Source organism: Kribbella soli (assembly GCF_004331345.1).
GTDB classification, from domain to species: domain Bacteria; phylum Actinomycetota; class Actinomycetes; order Propionibacteriales; family Kribbellaceae; genus Kribbella; species Kribbella soli.
The window spans coordinates 630,368-652,338 of the sequence record NZ_SJJZ01000005.1; the positions used below are offsets into that span (position 1 = coordinate 630,368).

Sequence of the window (21,971 nt, forward strand, 5' to 3'; positions counted from 1 at the left end):
GGACCGCCATCTCACATTGAGACACAGACACGTCCACTGGGCGGCTTTCATCACTGTTCAACCCCGATGATGGAGGCCCACATTGAGCAGGCAGAGTCTCACCAAGGCGCACGCCAAGATCACCGAGCTGTCGTGGGAACCGACCTTCGCGACCCCGGCGACCCGGTTCGGCACCGACTACACGTTCGAGAAGGCGCCGAAGAAGGACCCGCTGAAGCAGATCATGCGGTCCTACTTCCCGATGGAGGAGGAGAAGGACAACCGCGTGTACGGCGCCATGGACGGCGCCATCCGCGGCAACATGTTCCGCCAGGTGCAGCAGCGCTGGCTGGAGTGGCAGAAGCTGTTCTTGTCGATCATCCCGTTCCCGGAGATCTCCGCGGCCCGGGCGATGCCGATGGCGATCGACGCCGTGCCGAACCCGGAGATCCACAACGGGCTCGCCGTCCAGATGATCGACGAGGTCAGGCACTCGACGATCCAGATGAACCTCAAGCGCCTGTACATGAACAACTACATCGACCCGGCCGGGTTCGACATGACCGAGAAGGCGTTCGCGAACAACTACGCGGGCACCATCGGCCGGCAGTTCGGCGAAGGGTTCATCACCGGTGACGCGATCACCGCCGCGAACATCTACCTGACCGTGGTCGCCGAGACCGCGTTCACCAACACGCTCTTCGTCGCGATGCCCGACGAGGCGGCCGCGAACGGCGACTACCTGCTGCCGACGGTCTTCCACTCGGTGCAGTCCGACGAGTCGCGCCACATCAGCAACGGCTACTCGATCCTGCTGATGGCACTGGCCGACGAGCGCAACCGGCCGCTGCTGGAGCGCGACCTGCGCTACGCCTGGTGGAACAACCACTGCGTCGTGGACGCGGCGATCGGCACGTTCATCGAGTACGGCACCAAGGACCGCCGTAAGGACCGTGAGAGCTATGCGGAGATGTGGCGGCGGTGGATCTACGACGACTACTACCGCAGCTACCTGCTGCCGCTGGAGAAGTACGGGCTCACGATTCCGCACGACCTGGTCGAGGAGGCGTGGAACCGGATCACCAACAAGGGCTACGTGCACGAGGTGGCGCGGTTCTTCGCGACCGGCTGGCCGGTGAACTACTGGCGGATCGACGCGATGACCGACAAGGACTTCGAGTGGTTCGAGGGCAAGTACCCCGGCTGGTACTCGAAGTACGGCAAGTGGTGGGAGAACTACAACCGGCTCGCCTACCCGGGCCGGAACAAGCCGATCGCCTTCGAGGAGGTCGGGTACCAGTACCCGCACCGCTGCTGGACCTGCATGGTGCCCTGCCTGATCCGCGAGGACATGGTCACCGAGAAGGTCGACGACCAGTGGCGCACGTACTGCTCGGAGACCTGCTACTGGACGGACGCGGTCGCGTTCCGGGGCGAGTACGACGGCCGGCCGACGCCGAACATGGGCCGCCTGACCGGGTTCCGCGAGTGGGAGACCCTGCACCACAACAAGGACCTGGCCGACATCGTGCAGGACCTCGGGTACGTGCGTGACGACGGCAAGACGCTGATCGGCCAGCCGCACCTGGACCTGGACGACCCGAAGAAGCTGTGGACCCTCGACGACGTCCGCGGCAACACGTTCATGAGCCCGAACGTGCTGTTGAACGAGATGTCCGACGCCGAGCGCGAGGCCCACGTGGCGGCCTACCGCGCGAACGGCACGACGGCGGCCTGAATCCCACCGAGTATCAGGAGGAGGCTGACATGGCCGACACCCACCGGATCCGCTTCGAACCGGTCGACATCGAGATGGACGTCACCGAGGACGACAAGATCCTCGACGCGGCGTTCCGGCAGGGCATCCACCTGATGCACGGTTGCCGGGAGGGGCAGTGCTCCGCCTGCAAGTCGTACGTCCTGGACGGTGACCTGCAGATGGAGCGCTACTCCACCTTCGCGTGCAACGACGCCGAGGTCGCCGAGGGGTACGTGCTGCTGTGCCGGGCGCATGCCTTCAGCGACTGCACGATCGAGCTGCTCAACTTCGACGAGGACGAGCTGCTCGGCGGCATCCCGATCCAGACCGTCGGCGCCCGCGTCGAGGCGATCGATCCCGTCACCCGGGACATCGTCTCGCTCCGGCTGCGAACCGAGCGATCCTTCGAGTTCCGGCCGGGGCAGTACGCCGACATCACCATCCCCGGCACCGACGAGCACCGCTCGTTCTCGATGGCGACCACCCAGTCGACGCCGGACGAGATCGAGTTCCTGATCAAGAAGTACCCGGGCGGCAAGTTCTCCGCCCTGCTCGACGGCGAGCTCGCGGTCGGCGACGAGTTGTCGCTGACCGGGCCGTACGGCTCGTCGACGCTGAAGGACGGCCATGTGCTGCCGGTGATCTGCGTCGCCGGCGGGGCCGGGATGGCCCCGATCCTGTCGATCCTGCGACACCTGCGGGAGACCGGCAGCACCCGTCCGGTCCGGTTCTACTACGGCGCCCGGACCGCGGCCGACCTGTTCTACCTCGACGCGATCCAGGAGCTCGGTGCGGACCTGACCGGCTTCGAGTTCGTCGCCTGCCTGTCCGAGTCGGCTCAGGACGCGGACGGCCTGCGGTTCGAGGAAGGCAACGTCACCGACATCGTCCGGCGGCGCGAGCCCGAGCTGCACCGCAGCGAGGTCTACCTGTGCGGCCCGCCGCCGATGGTGGACGCCGCCTTGGCGTTGCTGGAGGCAAGCAACGTGCCGAACGACCAGGTCTTCTACGACAAGTTCACCAGCCCAGCGACTACCGATGGAGCCTGAGATGACAGAAACCAAGCAGCGCAGCTTCCCGACGATCGAGTTCACCGACTCCGAGGCCGGTGCGCTGGAGTTCCCGAGCTCGACCAGCCGCGCGTACAACTACTACAAGCCGGCCAAGCTGCGCGCGACGATGTACGAGGACGTCACCGTCGACGTACAGCCGGACCCGGAGCGGCACCTGAGCCAGGGCTGGATCTACGGCTTCGGCGACGGTCCCGGCGGCTATCCGAAGGAGTGGACGGCCGCGGAGTCGTCGAACTGGCACGCCTTCCTCGACCCGAACGAGGAGTGGGACCAGACGATCTACCGCAACAACTCGGCTGTCGTCCACCAAGTCGACCTGTGCCTGCAGAACGCGAAGCGGGCCCGTGCGTACGACAGCTGGAACCCGGCCTGGCTGAAGTTCATCGAGCGCAACCTGGGTGCCTGGATGCACGCCGAGAACGGCCTCGCCCTGCATGTCTTCACCAGCATCCAGCGATCCGGCCCGACGAACATGATCAACACCGCGGTCGCGGTCAACGCCGCCCACAAGATGCGGTTCGCCCAGGACCTCGCTCTGTTCAACCTGGATCTGTCGGAGGCCGACGTACCGTTCGACGGCGCCGCCCACAAGGAGGTCTGGCACAGCGCACCGGAGTGGCAGCCGACCCGTGAGGTGGTCGAGCGGCTGACGGCGGTGGGCGACTGGTGCGAGCTGTTGTTCGCCACCAACATCGTGTTCGAGCAGCTGGTCGGGTCACTGTTCCGGACCGAGCTGGTGATGCAGATCGCCGCTCGTAACGGCGACTACATCACGCCGACCATCGTCGGCACCGGCGAGTACGACTACGACCGCGACCTCGGCTACACCCGCAACCTGTTCCGGCTGCTGACCCGGGATGCCGAGTACGGCGAGAGCAACAAGGCGCTGTTCGGCGAGTGGCTCACGACCTGGGTGCCGCGCTGCCTGGACGCCGCGCACGCGTTGCAGCCGATCTGGTCGCAGCCGGCCGAGAAGTCCGTCACGTTCGCGTCCAGCCTGGACGCGGCCAAGCAGAAGTTCCGTTCGCTGCTCGAAGATCTCGGGCTCGACTCTCCGAAGGAGCTGGACCAGTGAGCATGCAGTTCGGATCGGCCACCGAGTTCTCCAACAAGTGCGGCGTGACCCTGATGAACACGCCGATCGGCCGGGTCGTGGCGGAGGTGATGGGCGCCAAGGACGGCGTCGAGCTCACCGAGTACCCCTCGATGATCCGGGTCGACGGCGTGGGCCTGCTGAACTTCGACTACGCCGAGCTGACCGACGCGCTCGGGTCGGAGTTCGACGGCTCCGTCTTCGAGGAGATCAGCTCGACCCACTACGGCCGGATGGTCCACCTGGACGACAAGACCATCCTGTTCGCCAGCCCCGAGGACGCCGCCGAGTACATCGGCTTCGACCTCACCACGAAGTGAGGCCGGGATGTACGAGAAGAACGGCGAGAAGTACTTCATCGTCGACGCGCACATCGCCCTGTGGGACGCCCGCGCGGCCAACCAGAAGAACATCCACGGCAAGCAGTTCATCGACTGCTTCTACGACTACCACCGCAACCTCAGCCCCGAAGAGGTCGTCTGGGACTACGACACCTACACCTACTACGGCGGGCAGCGGTTGCTGAAGGACCTCTTCGAGGACGGGTACGTCGACCACGCGATCTTCCAGCCGGCGATCTTGAGCGACTTCTACGTCAACGGTTTCGGTCAGACCGAGGACGCCCTCGCGCTGACCCGGGCCAACCCCGGCAAACTCACGTACAACCACGCCTGGGACCCGCGGCACGCGGAGGCCGGGCTCGAGCAGTTGCGCAAGGACGCCGCGCGGATGAACCTGCAGGGCGTCAAGCTCTACACCGCCGAGTGGTACGGCGACTCGCGCGGCTGGAAGCTGGACGACCCGTGGTCGCGGCGCTATCTCGAGGAGTGCCTCGAGCTCGGGATCAAGAACATCCACGTGCACAAGGGCCCGACGATCAGGCCGCTGGACCGGGACTCGTTCGACGTCGCCGACATCGACAAGGTGGCGACCGACTACACCGAGCTCAACTTCATCGTCGAGCACGTCGGCCTGCCCCGGCTCGAGGACTTCTGCTGGATCGCGACCCAGGAACCCAATGTGTACGGCGGTCTCGCGGTGGCGATGCCGTTCATCCACACCCGGCCGGGCTACTTCGCGCAGATCATCGGCGAGCTGCTCTACTGGATCGGCGAGGACCGGATCCTGTTCTCCAGCGACTACGCGCTGTGGACGCCGAAGTGGCTGGTCGAGGCGTTCGTCGACTTCCAGATCCCGGGGGAGCTGACCGAGTACGCGCCGATCACCGTTGCGCAGAAGAAGAAGATCCTCGGCCTGAACGCGGCAGCGCTGTACGGCCTCGACGTACCCGAGGAGCTCAGGCTGCCCGCGGGTGCCGGGTCCCGGGAAGAAGCCGTGGCGTCATGATCGCGGTCGCCACGTCGCTGCAGTCCGAGGTCGTCGCGGCCCTGGCGACCGTTGTCGACCCGGAGCTGGACCAGCCCATCACCGACCTCGGCTTCGTCCGGTCGATCCGGATCGACCGGACCGGTGTGACGGTCCACCTCCGGCTGCCGACCTCGTTCTGCGCACCGAACTTCGCCTACCTGATGGCATCCGACGCGGTCGACGCCCTTCGTCGGGTGCCTCAGGTAGGGAAGGTGACCGTCCTGCTCGACGATCACCACGACTCGGACAAGATCAACGCCGGACTGGCCGCGGACGCGGGCTACGTCGGCACCTTCGGATCCGAGGCCGAGCAGGACCTCGATGAGTTGCGCCGGATCTTCCAGCGCAAGGCGCACACGGCCGCGATGGAGCGCAGCGTGATGGCGCTGCTCAGATCCACCGGTACGACCGTCGAGCAGTTGCCCGGGCTCACGCTCGGGCAACTGCCCGGCGGGCCTCACAAGGAGGCTCTGCTGCGTCGCCGCGCTGCGATCGGGCTCGGCATCCGGCCGGACGACCTGGTGCTGGTCGACGACGACGGCGTACCGGTGCCGCCCGATGCCGTGCCGGCGCGGTTGCGCTTCGCCAAGGCAGTGCGGATCTCGGTCGAAGGCAACGCGCACTTCTGCCGCGGCCTGCTGGCCACCAGGTACGACAACGAGCCGGGCGCCCTCATCACCGATACGAGGAGGACCACATGAGAGCGGTGCAGGTGATCGGGTATCACACCAAGCTTCAGCTCACGGAGATCCCGGAACCGAAGATCACCGGACCGCTGGACGTCATCGTGCGGGTCGGTGGCGCGGGCGTCTGCCGGACCGATCTGCACATCCTCGAAGGCCAGTGGGCCGAGAAGAGCGGCGTACGGCTCCCGTACACGATCGGGCACGAGAACGCGGGTTGGGTGCACGCGGTCGGCGACGCCGTCACGCATGTCTCGGTCGGCGACAAGGTGATCCTGCACCCGCTGATCACCTGTGGTCTGTGCCGGGCCTGCCGCTCCGGCGACGACGTGCACTGTGAGGCGAGCAGCTTCCCGGGCATCGACACCGACGGCGGGTACGCCGACTATCTGCGGACCACCGCCCGTAGCGTCGTCCGGATCGACGACCGTCTGGAGCCGGCCGACGTGGCGGCGCTGGCCGATGCCGGGCTCACGGCGTACCATGCCGCGGCCAAGGCGGCGCGAACACTCCGGCCCGGCGCGGTCTGTGTACTGATCGGCGCCGGCGGGCTCGGGCACATCGGGATCCAGGTGCTGAAGGCGATCTCGGCGGCGACGCTGATCGTCGTCGACCGCAACCAGGCGGCGGTCGACCTGGCGGTGCAGATCGGCGCCGATCACGGAATCGTTGCCGATGGCACCCAGATCGAACAGGTCCGGGCGCTGACCGGCGGCGCCGGTGCGGAGGCGGTGATCGACTTCGTCGGTGAGGGCGGCGCGACCGCGGACGGCGTGGCGATGCTGCGGCGGGCCGGCAACTACTACGTCGTCGGGTACGGCGAGAACCTCGACGTACCGACCATCGACATCATCTCGACCGAGATCAACTTCATCGGGAACCTGGTCGGCTCCTACAACGACCTGCAGGACCTGATGGAGCTCGCGGCGCAGGGAAAGGTCGCGCTGCACACCACGAAGTACCCGCTGGAGGACTTCCAGCAGGCTCTCGACGATCTCGACCACGGCCGGGTCCGCGGCCGGGCGATCCTCATCCCGTGACAGCGAAGGTGGTCTGACCATGGCGAAGGAACTGCGATTCAACACGGACGCGCGACGGTTGCTCGAATCCGGGGTGAACGCGCTCGCGGACGCGATCAAGGTGACGCTCGGGCCGAAAGGCCGCAACGCGGTGCTGGAGAAGCTCACCGGCCCGCCGACCATCACCAACGACGGTGTCACGATCGCGCGGGAGATCCAGCTGCGCGAGCCGTTCGCCAACATGGGCGCCCAGTTGGTGAAGGAAGTCGCGATGAAGACCAACGGTGTGGTCGGCGACGGCACCACCACCGCGACCGTGCTCGCCCAGGCGATGGTCCGCGAAGGACTGCGCGAGGTCGACGCCGGCGCGAACCCGATGCGGGTACGGCGCGGCATCGAGCAGACCGTGCCGGTCGTGATCGAGACGCTGCGGAGCTGGGCCGTCGAGGTCGGCGGCCGGGACGAGCTGCGGCACATCGCGACCTTGGCGGCCAGCGACGACGAGACCATCGGCGCGGTGATCGCGGACGCGGTCGACTGGGTCGGGCGCAACGGCGTCGTCACCACCGAGGAGTCCGACACGCTCGGGATGTCGGTGGAGGTTGTCGACGGCATCGAGTTCGACCACGGGTACGTGTCGGCGTACATGGTCACCGACCGGGAGCGGATGGAGACCGTTTACGACAACCCGGTGATCCTGCTGACGAACAAGAAGATCACCCAGGTGCAGGACATCATGCCGACCGTCGAGCTCGCCAAGCGCGCGGATCGTCCGCTCGTCGTACTGGCCGAGGACGTCGACGGGCCGGCCTTGCAGTTGCTGGTCGGCGGCAACATGCACAACACGATGCGGTCCGTCGTCGTGCACGCTCCCGGCTTCGGGCACCGCCGGATCGCGGAGCTGGAGGACCTCGCCACCGCGCTGGGCGGCACCGTGATCGCGAAGGACACCGGCCTCGACCTGCACGAGGTCAGCAGGGACCACCTGGGCTCCTGCGACCGGATCACGATCACCGAGAACAGCACCACGATCGTCGGCGGTCACGGCGACGCGTCCCTGGTGGAGGCGCGGATCGCCCAGCTGGAGACGCAGTTCGAGCGGGCCAAGATCGACGCCGACCAGGACAGTCTGCAACTGCGGATGGCGCGGCTGGCCGGCAAGGTCGCGGTGATCCGGGTCGGCGGCGCGACGAGCGTCGAGCTGAAGGAACGGATGCTGCGGGTCGACGACTCGCTGGCCGCGACCCGCGCCGCACTCGAGGAGGGTGTCCTCGCCGGCGGCGGAACCGCCCTGGTCCAGGCACAGGCAGCGTTGTCGGAGCCGGAGCTGACCGGCGACGAGGCGATCGGCCGGGAGATCGTCCGGCGGGCGCTGCCGGAACCGCTGCGGTGGATCGCGATCAACGCCGGCTACGACGGCGACGAAGTGGTCGCCCAGGTCGCCGGACTACCGCGCGGCCACGGCTTCAACGCGCTCACCGGCCGGTACGGCGACATGGTCGCCGAGGCGGTCATCGACCCGCTGAAGGTCACCCGGGCAGCGCTCGAGAGCGCGGCCTCGATCGCGGCGCTGCTGATCACCACCGAGACCGCGGTCGTCGAGGAGATCCTCGGCAACCCCGGCGCGATCATGGCGCCCGGCTTCGGCGATCTCGCCGAGGGCATGGTCCGGCCGTCCAACATCTACTGAGCGGAGCGCACCATGGACGAGCGACGGCACCAGTTGCTGGAAACCTTTCTGCACCGGGTTCTCGGTGTCGGCCTCGACGAGGTGCACGACGAGGCCGTCGTACTCGCGCAGGGTCTGAGCGACCGGCTCGAGGACCTCATCGATGCCGCGCTCGGGTACCCGACCCGGGACCCGCACGGGACGCCGATCGAACCCAGGGCCCACGTGGACGCATGATCGAGCCGACCTCGCCACAGCTCGCCACCGCGGCCAGGACGTTCGGCCTGTTGCTGGCGCCGGTCCGACTGCACCTGGTCGCGTTGGCGAGTTGTGGCGAGTACGACGTCGGCACGCTGGCTGCCCGGGTGGGCGTCAGCGTGCCGACGGCGAGTCAGCACCTGGCCAAACTCCGCCTCGCCGGCCTGGTCACCGCCCGACGAGAGGGCCGCCGGCAGTTCTACACCGTCCAGGACCCCCACGTGATCGCACTGGTCGAGCAGATCTTTGCTCACGTGGCTCCCGACGGCTCCCTCGCGCCGGACCCGCCCAGGCTGGGAGCTGCAGGTTTTCCCTTGCCTGTTGCGGAGCGCGACCAATTACTTCCGTGGCCGATGCAACGGACGTATGGTCTCCGCGGCTCTGTGCGTTGACCCAGGGCTACGGGAGCGCCGCCTAGGGACGGCGACCCGCCAAGAAACATCCGGAGTACGTCATGCGAATCTCGCTGGCCACACGCACCCGCAAAGTTATAGCCGGCGGCCTGGGGGCCGTCCTGATCGCAGCCGGGATCGGCGGCTACGCCGGCCGCTATGAGCTGAAGGAAGAGTGGCTCAAGCACCAATGGGCCGGCCGGCACTACAACGCCGCCGTGATGGAGAAGGCCTTGATGATCGCCGGCGGCAACCCGTCGGAGATGCAGAGCGAGTCCAAGGAAGCCTTCACGATCGCCGACGAGTTCGAGCAGGCCAGGACCGCACCGGGCGGCATCGTCGCCCCGGGCGCGTACTCGGCCGCGTTCGCCCAGCTCACGGCGCTCCCGCACACCGCAGGGACCTGGCACGACGTCACCAGAGTCCCGTACGACGCCGATGACGCCCGCTACCGTGACTGGTACTCCAACTCCAGTGGCGGCGCCGGCTACGTCACCGGCCGCATCACCGGCCTGGCGGCCGACAACGCCGACCACGTGTACGCGGCCGGCGCGAACGGGGGTGTGTGGCGCTCCACCTCGGGCGGTGGCAACTGGACTCCGCTCAGCGATTCGCTGCCGTCTCTCAGCGGCGGCGACCTGCAGCTCGCAGGTGACGGCTCGCTCTGGTACGCGACGGGCGAGGCGAACACCGGCGGTACGTCGTATGTCGGATCAGGTGTCTACCGTCTCGCGAACCCGGTGACCGGCACCTATTCGCCGTCCGACCGGGTCGGCGGCAAGGAACTGGAGTCGACCACCGTCGGCCGGCTGCGGTGGGGTGGCGGGCAGGTGTTCGCTGCGACGAACCGCGGCGTCTGGTACCACGACGCGTCGACCACCGCGGGCGCCTGGAAGGTCGCCTACTACCCGAACCCGGACTTCATGCCGGAGATCAAGGACGACGCCGGCAACGTGCTGGTGCCGGCCGGCAGTCAGACCGGTGGCGCGACGAACGCGGCGTACAAGAACATCGTCAACGACATCGCGATCGATCCGAAGAACCCCAAGCACCTGATCGCTGCCATCGGCTGGCGCTCGGGCGACACCTACAACGGGTTCTACGAGACCAACGACTACACCGCCGGGCCGTCGAGCTGGAAGCGGCTGAGCGTGGTGCTGGGCGGCATCAAGAACAGCACCGATGTCGGCTACACGACGTTCGCGTTCAGCAAGACCGGTGACCGCCTGTACGCGCTCGTGCAGCAGCCGAGCAAGATCAACGGCAGCACGAGCCTGGCCGGCATCTTCGTCTCCAAGACCGGCAGCCCGTCCGGTCCGTGGAACAAGATCGCCGATCCGCAGATCCTGCACAACAGCGGCTCGGCACTGGACCGCAAGGGGTACGCCGTCGGCGTGCAGGCCTGGTACAACCAGTTCCTGACCGTTGATCCGGCCAACGCCGACCACGTGTGGGCGGGCCTGGAAGAAGTGTTCGAGACGACCGACGCGGGATCGCACTGGGCGACCGTCGGGCCGTACTGGAACTTCGGCTTCTCGTGCTGGAACATCGACGACACCAAGAACACCTGTCCGATGGCGCCGCACTCCGACCAGCACTCGGTCGCCGTGGGTACGTCGGGCGGCAAGCCGGTCGTCTTCGTCGGCAACGACGGCGGCATCTACAAGCGTCCGGTGAACGGGCAGGTCAACGCCAACCACAACGGCACCGACTGGTCCTCGCTGACGGCGGACGGCACCATGGACGCCCTGCAGTACTACTCGGTGTCGGTCGGCAAGGACACCAAGAACGGTGGCGTGGTGGTGTCCGGCGGCCTGCAGGACAACGGCGTCTCGAACCTGTTCGGAGTGCAGCCGAACGGCGGCGACACCGACACCAAGATGGGCTCGAACTTCGGCGGTGACGGCGGCGACGGCGCGGCCGATCCACAGAACGGCTGCAACCAGCTGCAGGAGTACGTCGCCCTGGCCGTCAAGATCACCAACAACTGCGCGCTGAACAAGGGCGCGTTGAGTGCGGCCGAGGCGAGCTCGTGGAGCCTGGACCCGGGTGACCCGAGCCCGCGGTTCATCGCCCCGATCGCGATCGACTCCGCGAACTCCAACGGCTTCATCGCGGGTGGGCAGTACGTCTACACGTCCACCAAGGGCTGGGGCATGCGGAGCGCCTCCGAGTGGACCAAGGCCTTCGACCTCGGCGCCGGACACTCGGCAACGGCGGTCGCGATGCGCGGCGGCGTCGGCTGGGTCAGCTGGTGCGGACCGTGCAACAACGACGGCTTCGCCCGCGGTCTGGCCACCAACTCGGGCGGCACCTGGCACCAGGTGAGCCTGCCGGCCGGCTTCCCGAACCGCTACCTCGCCGGCGTCGGGATCGATCCGGCCAACGGGCAGCACGCGTACGTCGCCGTGAACGGCTTCTCGCGCCGCTTCACCGAAGGCCCGGGTGCGGGCGTCGGCCACGTCTACGAGACCAAGGACGGCGGCACGACCTGGTCGGACATCTCGGCGAACCTGCCGGACATCCCGACCAGCGCGGTCAAGCAACTGGCCAACGGCGCGCTGGTGGTCGGGTCCGACCTAGCCACCTTCTACCGCGCGCCCGGCGCGACCAACTGGCAGGTCCTGGGCACCGGCCTGCCCACCACAACGGTCATGGACATCGAGTCCGGCCCCGACGGCAACATCTACGCGGCAACCCACGGCCGCGGCATCTGGAGCATCACCCCGCCCGCCTGATCACTTTGAGCACCCACCAACCATTGTTCGGCCAGGATTTTGGTTGGTGGGTGCACAAAGTGCGGTTCAGGTCGTGCGGTGGGTTCCGCAGCATCCGCCCGCCGCGAGGGTCGCGGTGGTTGGCGGCTCCTTCACTGCCGCCTCGACGTCGGAGAGGAGTTGCTCGCGCTGAGCGGGGCCGATCACGCGGCCTCGCGTGACGACGGTGTGGATGCGCCGGGTGTTGCGGATGTCGGTCAGCGGATCGGCGTCGAGTACGACGAGATCCGCGATCTTGCGTGGCTGCACTGCACCTGTCTCTGATCCGAGGAACTTGGCCGGCTCCACGGTCGCGGCGTACAGGGCCTGACGCGGCGTGGCCCCGGCGTCGACGAGGTGCGCGAGTTCTTCGTGCAGAGCGAATCCCGGCACCGAGTACGGCGTACCTGTATCGGTCCCGGCCAGGATCGGTACGTCGTGCGCGAGCAACTCACGGACGAACCGCTGCCGCCACGCCCACATCTGGCGCTGGTGCGAGATCTCCTCCGCGGTGCGGTTGGCCGCGTACAGGTTCTGGATCACGTAGTCGTAGGTGCCGATCGACTCCTCGCTCAGGTACTTCGCCAGCGACGGGTCGAGCTGGGTGTAGTCGATCTGGTCGAGCACGTTGTGCATGGTCAACGTCGGCGTGACCCGGGTCAGGTTGCGGCGGAGCGTCCCGAACACGTCGGCGGCCCGCGACGGGCTGTAGGTGTTGGCAGCGATCCACTCGATCGGGTGCAGTTGGCGGAACCACGAGTTGTAGTCGCCGGTCGGCACCGTGATCTCGAGCAGCATCCGCCGTACCTCGGCCTCTCGGGTCGATACCGCGAGCCCGAGCGAGTGGATGTGCTCGATGCTGCGCTGGCCCGCGTTGCTGACCTCCTTCGAGGAGACCTGGTCCGGGCCGTGGCCGTGCACGGTCAGACCCACCTTGCGGGCCTCGTCGATGATCGCGCGCCAGGACTCGCGGCTGAGGCGTGAGTACACCTTGACGAAGTCGGCACCCTCGGACTTCACCCGGCGTACGGCGGCCCGCGCGGAGTCGGCGTCGTCGACGACGATGACCTGGATCAGGTTCGGGTCCCACAGCGTCGGGTCGCCGTCGATGATGTTGCTCGCGACCACCATGCGCGGACCGAGCAAGGTGCCGGCCGCGATCCGGTCGCGCCAGTCGTACAGCATCGGGTTCTGGCCGGACATCTCGCGGACGGTGGTCAGGCCGTTCGCCAGATAGAGAGGTGGCGACACGCGTTCGTCACCGAGGCTGTGGACGTGCATGTCGGCGAGCCCGGGGATGACGTACTTCCCGGGCAGGTTGAGTTCGACTGCGCCGCGGGGGACCGGGATCCGGCCGACGCCAATGATCCGGTCGCCGCTGATCAGTACGGTCTGGTGCCGGTCCCGGTGGCCGGTGGCGACGTCGATGACGGTGACGTCGGTGAGCGCGGTGATCCGGGTGGGTTTCAGCGCGGCCACCGACAGGGACGTCGAGGCGAAGGTGCCGCCGCCGAGCACGGCGGCTCCGGCGGCGGTACGGGCGAGGAACTGACGGCGAGAACTGTTCATGCCCTCCACTGTTGTCGAGCCGGGGCATCGGCGCAGGGGCTGCAGGCAGCCGGTCCCAGGTAGGGAAATGTCTACCGCGGCACGTACTCTTGGTGGCTGTTATGCGTACTTATGAGGTCCGCACCTACGGGTGTCAGATGAATGTCCACGACTCCGAGCGCCTGCGCGGGCTGCTGGAGGACGCGGGCTATGTCCGCGCGCCCGAGGGTGACGAGGCCGATGTGGTCGTCTTCAACACGTGCGCGGTCCGGGAGAACGCCGACAACAAGCTGTACGGCAACCTCGGTCACCTGGCGCCGGTGAAGGCGCGCAAACCCGGCATGCAGATCGCCGTGGGCGGCTGCCTGGCGCAGAAGGACAAGGCGTCCATCACGAAGAAGGCGCCGTGGGTCGACGTCGTCTTCGGGACCCACAACATCGGCGCGCTGCCGGTGCTGCTGGAGCGGGCCCGGATCGAGCAGGAGTCGCAGGTCGAGATCCTCGAGTCGCTCGACGTGTTCCCGTCGACGCTGCCGACCCGCCGCGAATCGCCGTACTCCGCCTGGGTGTCGGTGAGCGTCGGCTGCAACAACACCTGCACGTTCTGCATCGTGCCGGCGCTGCGCGGCCGCGAGAAGGACCGCCGGCCGGGCGAGATCCTCGCCGAGGTCGAGGCGCTGGTCGGCGAGGGCGTGCTCGAGGTGACGCTGCTCGGCCAGAACGTGAACTCGTACGGCGTGGAGTTCGGCGACCGGTATGCGTTCTCGAAGCTGCTCCGCGCGTGCGGGGAGATCGACGGGCTGGAGCGGGTCCGGTTCACGTCGCCGCACCCTCGGGACTTCACCGCCGACGTGATCGAGGCGATGGCCGAGACGCCGAACGTGATGCCTTCGCTGCACATGCCGCTGCAGTCGGGTTCGGACGCCGTTCTGAAGGCGATGCGGCGGTCGTACCGTCGGGATCGCTATTTGAAGATCATCGAGGATGTTCGGGCGGCGATGCCCGATGCGGCGATCACCACCGACATCATCGTCGGGTTCCCGGGCGAGAGCGAGGAGGACTTCCAGGGCACGCTCGACGTGGTCCGGCAGGCGCGGTTCGCGGGGGCGTTCACCTTCCAGTACTCGAAGCGTCCCGGGACGCCGGCCGAGTCGATGGAGGACCAGATCCCGCGCGACGTCGTCCAGGATCGGTACGAGCGGCTGGTCGCGCTGCAGGACGACATGGCGTGGGCGGAGAACAAGCTGGTCGTCGGCCGGTCGGTCGAGGTGCTCGTGGCCGAGGGGGAGGGGCGGAAGGACGCCGCCACCCATCGGCTCAGCGGTCGTGCAGCGGACAACCGGCTCGTCCACTTCGCCGTACCGGAGGGTGTCGAGACGCCGCGACCGGGTGACGTGGCAACGGTCGAGGTCACGTACGCCGCTCCGCATCACCTGGTCGCGGACGTGTTCGGCGCCGTACGCCGGACGCGCGCCGGGGACGCGTGGCAGCGCACGCAGGATGCACCGGCCGGCCCGTCGGGCGTGATGCTCGGCATGCCGACCGTCGGCGCCACGCCCCTCGAGCCGGCAGTCGGCGGCTGCCAGGTCGGATGACGGACGAGTCCGCCGGATCGGATCGCGCGGCCCGCGGGGCAGCCTTCCTGCCGCCGGACGCCGAGCCGTTCGCGTTCGGCAGAGACGCGGACATCTACTCGATCGACGACGAGTGGGTGCTGCGGCGGTACCGCAACGGCCATCCGGTCCGTGACGAGGCCGACTTCATGCGGCACGTGAGGCAGTACGGCTACCCGGTGCCTGCGGTACGCGACGTCGAGGGTGCGGACATGGTCCTGCAGCGGCTCGACGGGCCGACGCTCGGCGACGCCGCGATCGCGGGCGATCTCAGCGCGACCGAGATCGGCCTCATCCACGCCGACCTGCACCGCCGGCTGCAGGCGATCCCGGCCCCGAGCGGTACGCCGGATCTCGTCGTCGTGCACGGCGACCTGCATCCGCTGAACGTGATGGCCACCGCCGACGGCCCGGTCGTCATCGACTGGCGGAACGCGGAGGAGGGCACCGCGGAGTTCGACGTCGCGATGACCGCGATCATCTTCGCCCAGGTCGCCCTCGACCCCGCCTACGAGAACCTCACCGACCTGTTGCGCGACGCGCTCGCGACGTACCTGGCCAACTCGATCGACCCGACACCAGGGCTTCCCGACGCACTGGAGCGGCGCGGCAACAACCGGACGCTGACGCCCGCCGAGCTCGCACTCCTCCCCGCCCAGGAAGCCCTGATCCGGTCCCACCTCTAAGCGTTCAGGAACTGCGACGGCTTCAGTGCGCGGGTGACGATGCGGAGTTCGCCGATGTTCCCCGCGAAGCCCTGGTCGATCGTGTTCGCGTAGTGCCCGGCGCCGACCAGCCAAGGCTTGCCGGCAGTCGACAGCCCGTTGGACGGGGTCGCCGGGTTGCGGAGCAGTTCGGACGAGTCGACGTACACCGTGCTGTGCCGGCCGTCGTTCACGATCGCCAGGTGGAACCAGCGGCCGGCGACCATCTCGTGGCCCCAGTTGGTGAACGTGTCGTTCTTGTCGACCGGGTACACGGCCCACTGCAGCTCGAGTCCACCGGAGAAGCCGAGCTTGACCGTCGGCTCGTCCGGGTCGCTGCCGGTCTTGCCCGCGTCGCGGCCCGTGCCGAGCCGGGAGAGCAGCCCCTCCCAGGAGTGGTCCTGCCCGTCGTCGGCCAGCTTCACGAACGCCTCGATCGTGTAGCCACTCTTGAACGTCATGGCGTTGAGCGGCGCATCGTCGGCCGTCTTCAGGTACCCGCCGCGGGCCGGGTTCTTGCCGCCCGGGAACAGCCAGCTCGCGTGCCCCGGCTGGTCCGGATGGAACTCGGCGCTCGCCGACGGCGCATCACCGGCGAGCAGCACGCGGGTCAGGTCGTTGCCCTTGCCCGACTGGTCGGCAACCTGGTCGGCGGCCGGCCCATCGAAACGCCAGTACGCCGCTGTGCCGGGAATCACCAGCTGCTTGGCCGGCCGGGCCGGACGAACCGGGACGGGCGCGAACTTGGCGAACCGCTCGGCGAAGTCGATCGGGATGCTGAACCGGTTGGTGTCGTCGGTCAGCTCGATCTCGGCCTCGGCCAGCTCGTTCCGCTTGGCCGGGTCCTGGTCCATGATCCACGGCGAGACGGTCTCCACGTCGATCGTGTTCCGGGCCAGATCGAAGTGGTAGAGCCGGACCATGCCCGATCCGCCGTAGAACCGGTCCTGGTAGTTGGTGATGTGCAGGTGCACGTCGTTGCCGGCGGCATTCTTCCGGGTCACCCGGCCGGGCGGCCAGTAGTGGCCGTTCAGCGTGAGGAAGATCTGGTCGCTGTCGTTCACCAGCTGCTCCCAGACCCGGCCGCCGTGGTCGCTGAAGTACGCGACCGGGTTGCCGTGGTCGGCGTTCACCAGCTCGTGGATGGTGAGGATGACGGGCAGCTTCGGGTGCTTGGCGATCACGTCCCGGGCCCAGGCGAAGCTCGCGTCCGACGGCCGCCAGTCCATTGCCAGCAGCAACCACTGCTGCCCGGCGGCGCGGAACACGTGGTAGGAGTTGTAGCCGTTCGACGTCGATCCGCCGTACGTCGCCATCCGGCGGAACCGCTGCGGCCCGAACGTGTGCAGGTACGGCGAGTCGCCGCGCGTGTCGTCCTTCGACCCGTCGATGTCGTGGTTGCCGGCCAGCACGGAGTACGGGAAGCGGGCCCGGTCCAGGATCTTGAAGACGGGGTCGGCCTGGGCGAACTCCATCGCCAGCGCGTTCTGCACCACGTCACCGAGGTGCGCGACGAAGACGATGTTCTCGGCCGACCGCTGCTCGATCAGCCACTCGAAGCTCGCGGTCAGCGGCGCCGGGTCGCCCCGGTCCTCGTCGTACTGGTACTGCGTATCCGGTACGACGGCCAGCGTGAAGCGCGCGTGCTCGGTATCGATCCGCCCCGCGTTCGCCGTGCTCACCGTGCCGCTCGTCGTCGACCCGGTGCTCGCCGACCCGCCGGTGCCGGTCGCTGCGGCCTCGCCGGCGCTGAGCACGCCCGGCATGACCACCGCACCGGCGCCGAGTGCGCCCGCCTGCAGGAGCCGCCGCCGGCTCGTCACGTCGTTCTGCTGATCCATTGCCGCCTCCACAAGGTCACTGACACCGCAGCGAACACTAGAGTGAGGCGACCCACGGAAGTGTGAACTCAGGCGAAACCCTGGGCGATCACCGCAGGAAGCGCATCACCGTCCGCCACCGCACCGAGCACCCGCGCCTCGTGCGGCACCAGCGGCTCGGGGAGCTTGTCCAGCGGATACCAGTCGAGGCCGGCTGCCTTCTCCGGCTCCCTCAACCTCGGCTCGCCGGTCCACTTCGATGCCATGAAGAAGAAGTCGACCCGCTCGTCGATCGGATCGCCGTTCCCGCCCGTCCGATGCATCGCCGTCACCGGCACGAGATCCGCCGCGTCGACGTCGAGCCCGACCTCCTCCTTGAGCTCCCGCACCGCCGCCGCAACCGCCGACTCACCCCGCTCCACATGCCCGGCCGGAACCGCCCAATGCCCGTCCATGTAACCGGTGTTGGCCCGCAGCAACAACAACACCTCGTCCCCGCGCCGAACAATCACATAAGCCGCCGGCACCACCCGAAACCGATCCATACCCGCACCCTAAACACCCCCACCGACACCCCTCCACGTCGGCGGCCTCATCGACGAGACGGCGGTCCCTAGTCGGCCGGTTTCCAGGGCTGTCTTGGGGCGTAGCCTTCGCGGCGGAGCCAGTGTTCTGTGTAGACGATTCGGTCGGGGGTGACGACTACCAGGGGTCCGAGTGGGGGTTCGGCGAGCGAGTTTCCGCGTTCGACGTGGTCTGACTGCCAGCGGAATGCTTCCCAGTAGTCAGCGAACGCATCGTCGTCAGGGGTCAGGACCTGCGCTTGACCGAAGAGTTGGGCGCCGCGACTGCTCGCCTGACCGACCAGGGGCGCGAAGATCCCGACCGAGACCCGCGGGTCCGCAGCCAGGTTCCGCATCTTCGGTGATCGCGCCGAAGCCGTGAACATCAGCGCGAAATCCAGGTGGTAGTACCGGACCGGCGTCGCCAACGGACCGTCCGGACCGACCGTCGCGAGCACGCACATGTTCTGGCTCGACAGCAGGTTCAGGATCCGTTCGGACAGCTGGTCATGCGGAAGCTTCGTCGTCGGAGCCGGACCGGACAACCACGGATTCGTCAGCGCCATGCCAGATCTTCGCACGGCGCGATCCGGCCGGGCCGGATATCCCCGGGAACTGGGGATGGGCCCCAGGGACTGGGAACAAGCAATAGCGTGTTCCCAGTCCCCGCCGCCTGTCCCGCATGCCCGGCCGGGCATGACGAAGGGCCGCAAGAACCTAAGTTCTCGCGGCCCTTCGGGGGTACGTCAGGCGGGCTTGGTCGGCCCGTCGGGGATGTCGTCGTTCTGGCCGTCCAGGTTGTCCAACCCGTCCTTGGCCTTGGCGACGCCCCCGTCGATCTTGTCGCCGTACTTGCCGCCCGTCTTCTCGTCGACGAAGTCGCCGGCCTTGTCCAGACCTTCACCGACCTTGTCGCCGTGGCCGTCGACCAGGTCGGTGGCCTTGTCCTTCAGATCCTCGGCCTTGCCCTTGAACTTGTCGAAGATGCCCATCTCGGGGCTCCCATTCCTGCGTAGTTAAGTGCTTACAGACAGCTAGCGGCGATCTTCGCACCTACAACGCCTGAACTGTGGGATCTCCGCGAGCGCCGTACCCAAAACGATGCCGGACGGGACTTACTCTACGTCGCCACCACTGTCCGAGCTGCCACCGCCGGATTCGACGTCGCCGCCGGACTCCACATCGCCACCCGACTCGACATCGCCACCCGACTCCACGTCGCCGCCGGAGTCTCCGCCCGGCTCCACGTCGCCGGCGTTGTCCCCCAGGCCGAGCGCGTCCTTGGTCGCGTCCTTGGCCGCGTCAGCCTCTTCCTCGAACGGATTCGTCACTTGCGTTCCTCCCGTAGAAATGTCTCGAACTCCAGAGTTCCTATCGCTCATCCCGGGTCATCCACAAGGCTGGTACAGACCTCTTGGCCAAGTCTTGAGCGGTGAGCTGCCAGACTGGAGCGATGCCTGCTGCACTCGTCGTCGCGGTCGTCGGCCCCACCGCGGCCGGGAAGTCCGACCTTGCCGTCGCCCTCTCGCAACGTCTGGGCGGCGAAGTGGTGAACGCGGACGCCATGCAGGTGTACCGCGGCATGGACATCGGTACGGCGAAGGTCAGTACGACGGAGCGCGCCGACGTACCGCACCATCTGCTGGACATCCTCGACGTCACCGAGACCGCGACCGTGGCCGAGTTCCAGGAGCTCGCCCGGCACGCGATCGACGACTGCATCGAGCGGACCAAGGTGCCGGTGCTCGCCGGCGGCTCGGCACTCTACGTGCGCGCGATCCTCGACGACTTCGTGTTCCCCGGCACCGACCCGGCCGTCCGCGCACGACTGGAGGCCGAGCTCGAGGCGAAGGGCTCCGGAGCACTCCATCAAGAGCTGGCCGCGAGCGACCCGAAGGCCGCCGAACAGATCCTCCCGAGCAACGGTCGGCGGATCGTCCGCGCGCTCGAGGTCATCGAGATCACCGGCGGCCCGTACGTCGCCACGCTGCCGGAGCACCGCTACGTCTATCCGGGCGCGATCCAGCTCGGTCTGGACGTACCGCGGCCGGTCCTCGACGAGCGGATCGACCGCCGGGTGGACCGGATGTTCGACGCCGGATTCGTCGCCGAGGTGCGAGGTCTGCTGAACAAGGGTTTGATTGAAGGGAGGACTGCCAACCGCGCACTCGGGTATTCGCAGGTGATCGCGTTGCTGAACGGTGAGATCGACGAAGAACAGGCCCGGGAGCGGACCGCCCAGGCCACCCGCAGGTTCGCGCGCCGGCAGGACTCGTGGTTCCGTAAGGACCAACGCATCACGTGGCTCCCGTACGACGCCCCCGATCTCGTGGAGAAGGCACTTCAAGTGATAGCCCAAGGCAACCGCGAAGGCGCCCCCGGCGTAGTCGAGGTGAACAGCGGCCCGGACACCAAAGCAGGGGCCGGAGATGCGAGGGGGTGACCGTGAGGCCGAGTTCCGTGAGTACCTGCTCGCGGACCGCACGCGGCTGATGCGCACGGCGTTGCTGCTCACCGCGGGGGATGTGTACACCGCCGAAGATCTGGTCCAGACCGCGTGCACCCGGGTGTACGTGCACTGGCACCGGATCAAGCACGAAGGCGCCGGACCGTACGCGCACCGCATCCTGGTCAACGCCTTCCTCGACGAACGCCGCCGGGCCGGCCGCCACCCGGAGGTGATGACCGCGGACGCGGTCGAGCCGCGGTTGACCGACGTACCGGACCAGGCGGACACGCTCGCCATCCGGGACGCGTTGCTGGATCTCGCGCCGCGGCAGCGCGCGGTCCTGGTACTGCGGTACTTCCAGGATCTCGATGTCGCCAGCTGCGCGCGGATCCTGGAATGCACTGAAGGCACGGTGAAGAGCCAGACAGCCAAGGCGCTCAAGCGCCTCAAGGAACTGATGACGGAAGAGACGGGGAGTAGCTGAGACCGCCGATGGACGAGGTCAAGAGGTTGTTGGAGGGGTTCGCGGACCAGGCCGCCGAAGGGCTGCCGGACGCGGATATCGACGCGGACGTCACGCGCGGACGGCTCGCCCTGCGCAGGATCAAGCGCCGGCGCCGGGTCACCGGGGTGCTGTGCGTCGCCGCCGCGTCGACGCTCGTGCTCGCGATCGGCAACCAGGTGAAGTGGTGGGGGAACGGCAACGAGGTGGCCGGCGGCCCTCCCGAGCAGAAGACGACCGCCGCGTCCGCGACCCCCACGACGGTGCCGCGCGCCGCGCCGTCGAGCGGTCAGACGATGTCGATGTTCGGCGCGTCCGTCGTCGAGCTGGTCGCGAACAAGCAGGCGTGGAGCGCGTTCGACTGCACCCTGGCGCCGAAGGGGTGGAGTCCCGAGACCCCGATGACGGCCAACCGCGTCGTGCTGTCCCAGCCGGAGATGCGGACCGCGGACAGCGCCGCCAAGGTGGTTCTGCAAGCCGCGCCGCAGGCCCGCAGCCTGTCGCAGGTCCGCGTCACCGACGCGAGCGGCAAGACCTTCCACATCGGCACCCTCGAAGGCCGCCTGACCGGCCAGGTGAAGCTGTCCGACCAGTGGTTGCTGGTCGAGCTCCCGACCGGCACGGTCGAGTGGCCCGACGACGTACTCCGCCGCTTCCTGGACTCCTGCACGGTCAGCTAGACGCGCTGCGACTAGCGCACAACCTCCAGGTGAGATAGGCAGG

Annotated in this window: 22 protein-coding genes; 16 read left to right on the forward strand and 6 right to left on the reverse strand. The window is 67.9% G+C overall.

The features are described 5' to 3' along the window. The first annotated feature begins 82 nt into the window (after positions 1–82). The 11 genes from E0H45_RS38755 (at position 83) to E0H45_RS38805 (ending at position 12,031) form a co-directional block, all read left to right on the forward strand. Positions 83–1,717: a ferritin family protein gene (locus E0H45_RS38755; protein ID WP_131347102.1), complete on the forward strand. Its 1,635-nt coding sequence runs from the start codon at positions 83–85 to the stop codon at positions 1,715–1,717. 29 nt (positions 1,718–1,746) lie between these two features. Next, positions 1,747–2,787: a 2Fe-2S iron-sulfur cluster-binding protein gene (locus tag E0H45_RS38760; RefSeq protein WP_131347103.1), complete on the forward strand. Its 1,041-nt coding sequence runs from the start codon at positions 1,747–1,749 to the stop codon at positions 2,785–2,787. 1 nt (position 2,788) lies between these two features. Continuing rightward, positions 2,789–3,886 carry an aromatic/alkene monooxygenase hydroxylase subunit beta gene (locus E0H45_RS38765; RefSeq protein WP_131347105.1) on the forward strand — a complete coding sequence of 366 codons (1,098 nt, stop codon included), beginning with the start codon at positions 2,789–2,791 and terminating at the stop codon, positions 3,884–3,886. A gap of 2 nt (positions 3,887–3,888) precedes the next feature. Then, positions 3,889–4,224, forward strand: coding sequence for a propane 2-monooxygenase effector subunit MimD (mimD, locus tag E0H45_RS38770; RefSeq protein WP_131347313.1), 336 nt, complete (start codon positions 3,889–3,891; stop codon positions 4,222–4,224). A 7-nt stretch (positions 4,225–4,231) separates the two neighbouring features. Further along, a complete protein-coding gene (locus tag E0H45_RS38775) occupies positions 4,232–5,251 on the forward strand; it encodes an amidohydrolase family protein (protein WP_131347107.1) in 1,020 nt (339 codons plus the stop codon). Then, a complete protein-coding gene (locus E0H45_RS38780; RefSeq protein WP_131347109.1) occupies positions 5,248–5,973 on the forward strand; it encodes an iron-sulfur cluster assembly protein in 726 nt (241 codons plus the stop codon). The genes E0H45_RS38775 and E0H45_RS38780 overlap by 4 nt, the downstream gene beginning before the upstream one ends. Next, on the forward strand, positions 5,970–6,995 hold the full coding sequence (locus E0H45_RS38785) for an NAD(P)-dependent alcohol dehydrogenase (RefSeq protein ID WP_131347111.1): 1,026 nt from the start codon (positions 5,970–5,972) through the stop codon (positions 6,993–6,995). The genes E0H45_RS38780 and E0H45_RS38785 overlap by 4 nt, the downstream gene beginning before the upstream one ends. Positions 6,996–7,014: 19 nt before the next feature. Beyond that, positions 7,015–8,664 carry a chaperonin GroEL gene (gene groL / locus E0H45_RS38790; protein WP_131347113.1) on the forward strand — a complete coding sequence of 550 codons (1,650 nt, stop codon included), beginning with the start codon at positions 7,015–7,017 and terminating at the stop codon, positions 8,662–8,664. A gap of 12 nt (positions 8,665–8,676) precedes the next feature. After that, positions 8,677–8,880: an iron dependent repressor, metal binding and dimerization domain protein gene (locus E0H45_RS38795; protein WP_131347115.1), complete on the forward strand. Its 204-nt coding sequence runs from the start codon at positions 8,677–8,679 to the stop codon at positions 8,878–8,880. Then, positions 8,877–9,293, forward strand: a complete 417-nt coding sequence (locus E0H45_RS38800; RefSeq protein WP_131347117.1) for an ArsR/SmtB family transcription factor — start codon at positions 8,877–8,879, stop codon at positions 9,291–9,293. Before E0H45_RS38795 ends, E0H45_RS38800 begins: the two co-directional genes overlap by 4 nt. A gap of 62 nt (positions 9,294–9,355) precedes the next feature. Continuing rightward, complete coding sequence (locus E0H45_RS38805) at positions 9,356–12,031, forward strand: WD40/YVTN/BNR-like repeat-containing protein (protein WP_131347119.1); 2,676 nt, start codon at positions 9,356–9,358, stop codon at positions 12,029–12,031. Between the two features lie 66 nt (positions 12,032–12,097). Here the strand turns inward: E0H45_RS38805 and E0H45_RS38810 are convergent, their stop codons facing one another. Beyond that, a complete protein-coding gene (locus E0H45_RS38810; protein WP_131347121.1) occupies positions 12,098–13,618 on the reverse strand; it encodes an amidohydrolase family protein in 1,521 nt (506 codons plus the stop codon). 101 nt (positions 13,619–13,719) lie between these two features. On the opposite strand from E0H45_RS38810, the gene miaB reads away from it, so the two are divergent. Both miaB and E0H45_RS38820 read left to right on the forward strand, forming a co-directional pair. Beyond that, positions 13,720–15,192 carry a tRNA (N6-isopentenyl adenosine(37)-C2)-methylthiotransferase MiaB gene (gene miaB, locus E0H45_RS38815; protein ID WP_131347123.1) on the forward strand — a complete coding sequence of 491 codons (1,473 nt, stop codon included), beginning with the start codon at positions 13,720–13,722 and terminating at the stop codon, positions 15,190–15,192. Beyond that, complete coding sequence (locus tag E0H45_RS38820) at positions 15,189–15,896, forward strand: phosphotransferase (protein ID WP_131347125.1); 708 nt, start codon at positions 15,189–15,191, stop codon at positions 15,894–15,896. The genes miaB and E0H45_RS38820 overlap by 4 nt, the downstream gene beginning before the upstream one ends. On the opposite strand, the gene E0H45_RS38825 is transcribed toward E0H45_RS38820, so the two are convergent. From E0H45_RS38825 to E0H45_RS38845, 5 genes are all read right to left on the reverse strand, one after another. After that, the gene (locus E0H45_RS38825; protein WP_165546755.1) at positions 15,893–17,755 is read right to left on the reverse strand and encodes a LamG-like jellyroll fold domain-containing protein; all 1,863 of its coding nucleotides are present in this window, start codon (positions 17,753–17,755) and stop codon (positions 15,893–15,895) included. The two genes, E0H45_RS38820 and E0H45_RS38825, sit on opposite strands and share 4 nt — an antisense overlap. Before the next feature lie 68 nt (positions 17,756–17,823). Beyond that, on the reverse strand, positions 17,824–18,279 hold the full coding sequence (locus E0H45_RS38830) for an NUDIX hydrolase (protein ID WP_131347127.1): 456 nt from the start codon (positions 18,277–18,279) through the stop codon (positions 17,824–17,826). Between the two features lie 68 nt (positions 18,280–18,347). Continuing rightward, a complete protein-coding gene (locus E0H45_RS38835; RefSeq protein WP_131347129.1) occupies positions 18,348–18,863 on the reverse strand; it encodes a pyridoxamine 5'-phosphate oxidase family protein in 516 nt (171 codons plus the stop codon). A gap of 180 nt (positions 18,864–19,043) precedes the next feature. Next, the gene (locus tag E0H45_RS38840) at positions 19,044–19,289 is read right to left on the reverse strand and encodes an antitoxin (RefSeq protein ID WP_131347131.1); all 246 of its coding nucleotides are present in this window, start codon (positions 19,287–19,289) and stop codon (positions 19,044–19,046) included. Between the two features lie 123 nt (positions 19,290–19,412). Next, a complete protein-coding gene (locus E0H45_RS38845; RefSeq protein WP_131347133.1) occupies positions 19,413–19,628 on the reverse strand; it encodes a hypothetical protein in 216 nt (71 codons plus the stop codon). Between the two features lie 122 nt (positions 19,629–19,750). Between E0H45_RS38845 and miaA the strand changes: the two genes are divergently transcribed. From miaA to E0H45_RS42720, 3 genes are read left to right on the forward strand one after another with little or no spacing between them, the layout of a single operon-like run. Beyond that, on the forward strand, positions 19,751–20,740 hold the full coding sequence (gene miaA, locus E0H45_RS38850) for a tRNA (adenosine(37)-N6)-dimethylallyltransferase MiaA (RefSeq protein WP_131347135.1): 990 nt from the start codon (positions 19,751–19,753) through the stop codon (positions 20,738–20,740). Continuing rightward, complete coding sequence (locus tag E0H45_RS38855) at positions 20,727–21,230, forward strand: SigE family RNA polymerase sigma factor (protein WP_131347137.1); 504 nt, start codon at positions 20,727–20,729, stop codon at positions 21,228–21,230. The genes miaA and E0H45_RS38855 overlap by 14 nt, the downstream gene beginning before the upstream one ends. An 8-nt stretch (positions 21,231–21,238) precedes the next feature. Continuing rightward, on the forward strand, positions 21,239–21,928 hold the full coding sequence (locus tag E0H45_RS42720) for a hypothetical protein (RefSeq protein WP_165546756.1): 690 nt from the start codon (positions 21,239–21,241) through the stop codon (positions 21,926–21,928). Positions 21,929–21,971 lie beyond the last annotated feature (43 nt).

What these genes read in the sequence shown, in the direction of transcription:
- mimD (WP_131347313.1), top strand. Translation starts at nt 3,889, where the DNA reads ATGCAGTTCGGATCGGCCACCGAGTTCTCCAACAAGTGCGGCGTGACC.
- E0H45_RS38835 (WP_131347129.1), bottom strand. Translation starts at nt 18,863, where the DNA reads ATGGCGCTGACGAATCCGTGGTTGTCCGGTCCGGCTCCGACGACGAAG.
- E0H45_RS38855 (WP_131347137.1), top strand. Translation starts at nt 20,727, where the DNA reads ATGCGAGGGGGTGACCGTGAGGCCGAGTTCCGTGAGTACCTGCTCGCG.
- E0H45_RS38765 (WP_131347105.1), top strand. Translation starts at nt 2,789, where the DNA reads ATGACAGAAACCAAGCAGCGCAGCTTCCCGACGATCGAGTTCACCGAC.
- E0H45_RS38760 (WP_131347103.1), top strand. Translation starts at nt 1,747, where the DNA reads ATGGCCGACACCCACCGGATCCGCTTCGAACCGGTCGACATCGAGATG.
- E0H45_RS38820 (WP_131347125.1), top strand. Translation starts at nt 15,189, where the DNA reads ATGACGGACGAGTCCGCCGGATCGGATCGCGCGGCCCGCGGGGCAGCC.
- E0H45_RS38775 (WP_131347107.1), top strand. Translation starts at nt 4,232, where the DNA reads ATGTACGAGAAGAACGGCGAGAAGTACTTCATCGTCGACGCGCACATC.
- E0H45_RS38805 (WP_131347119.1), top strand. Translation starts at nt 9,356, where the DNA reads ATGCGAATCTCGCTGGCCACACGCACCCGCAAAGTTATAGCCGGCGGC.
- E0H45_RS38795 (WP_131347115.1), top strand. Translation starts at nt 8,677, where the DNA reads ATGGACGAGCGACGGCACCAGTTGCTGGAAACCTTTCTGCACCGGGTT.
- E0H45_RS38830 (WP_131347127.1), bottom strand. Translation starts at nt 18,279, where the DNA reads ATGGATCGGTTTCGGGTGGTGCCGGCGGCTTATGTGATTGTTCGGCGC.
- E0H45_RS38840 (WP_131347131.1), bottom strand. Translation starts at nt 19,289, where the DNA reads ATGGGCATCTTCGACAAGTTCAAGGGCAAGGCCGAGGATCTGAAGGAC.
- miaB (WP_131347123.1), top strand. Translation starts at nt 13,720, where the DNA reads ATGCGTACTTATGAGGTCCGCACCTACGGGTGTCAGATGAATGTCCAC.
- miaA (WP_131347135.1), top strand. Translation starts at nt 19,751, where the DNA reads ATGCCTGCTGCACTCGTCGTCGCGGTCGTCGGCCCCACCGCGGCCGGG.
- E0H45_RS38810 (WP_131347121.1), bottom strand. Translation starts at nt 13,618, where the DNA reads ATGAACAGTTCTCGCCGTCAGTTCCTCGCCCGTACCGCCGCCGGAGCC.
- groL (WP_131347113.1), top strand. Translation starts at nt 7,015, where the DNA reads ATGGCGAAGGAACTGCGATTCAACACGGACGCGCGACGGTTGCTCGAA.
- E0H45_RS38825 (WP_165546755.1), bottom strand. Translation starts at nt 17,755, where the DNA reads ATGGATCAGCAGAACGACGTGACGAGCCGGCGGCGGCTCCTGCAGGCG.
- E0H45_RS38785 (WP_131347111.1), top strand. Translation starts at nt 5,970, where the DNA reads ATGAGAGCGGTGCAGGTGATCGGGTATCACACCAAGCTTCAGCTCACG.
- E0H45_RS38780 (WP_131347109.1), top strand. Translation starts at nt 5,248, where the DNA reads ATGATCGCGGTCGCCACGTCGCTGCAGTCCGAGGTCGTCGCGGCCCTG.
- E0H45_RS38800 (WP_131347117.1), top strand. Translation starts at nt 8,877, where the DNA reads ATGATCGAGCCGACCTCGCCACAGCTCGCCACCGCGGCCAGGACGTTC.
- E0H45_RS42720 (WP_165546756.1), top strand. Translation starts at nt 21,239, where the DNA reads ATGGACGAGGTCAAGAGGTTGTTGGAGGGGTTCGCGGACCAGGCCGCC.